The sequence below is a fragment of the Chromobacterium sp. LK1 genome, assembly GCF_001043555.1.
Taxonomy (GTDB): domain Bacteria; phylum Pseudomonadota; class Gammaproteobacteria; order Burkholderiales; family Chromobacteriaceae; genus Chromobacterium; species Chromobacterium aquaticum.
The window spans coordinates 1-363 of sequence record NZ_LDUI01000071.1 but is presented as its reverse complement, the minus strand read 5'-3'; the positions used below and the strand labels follow the sequence as shown (position 1 = coordinate 363).

Below are 363 nucleotides of genomic sequence, written 5' to 3'. Positions count from 1 at the left end.
CAGCAACAGCTGGACGCCAAGCTGCAGCAGCTGAATAACACCAAAGGCAGCTTGATTGGCTCGCAGAAGCTGAACTTTACCGCGAGTGCCTCGCTGCACAACGACGGCCTGCTCGGTAGCGACGGCCAGTTCAAGCTGACGGCCGGTGCGTTGGAGAACGGGGCCGGCCTGATCCAGGCCGGCAAGGACCTGCAACTGACGGCGACCAGCGTCAACAATGCGGACAAAGGCCAGATTCTGGCGCTGGGCAAGGAGGCCGCCAGCAGTTTGGAGATCAGCGGTCAGCTGCACAACCAGGGCAAGATTGCCGGCAATGCGGCACTGGACGTCAACGCCGCCGACATCGACAACCACGGCGGTAGC

At 62.5% G+C, this 363-nt stretch carries 1 protein-coding gene; it reads left to right on the top strand.

Translation table 11 applies throughout. The features are described from left to right. The coding region (locus tag VI26_RS22755) for a hypothetical protein (RefSeq protein ID WP_048412034.1) at window positions 1-363 on the top strand (363 nt) is incomplete at both ends.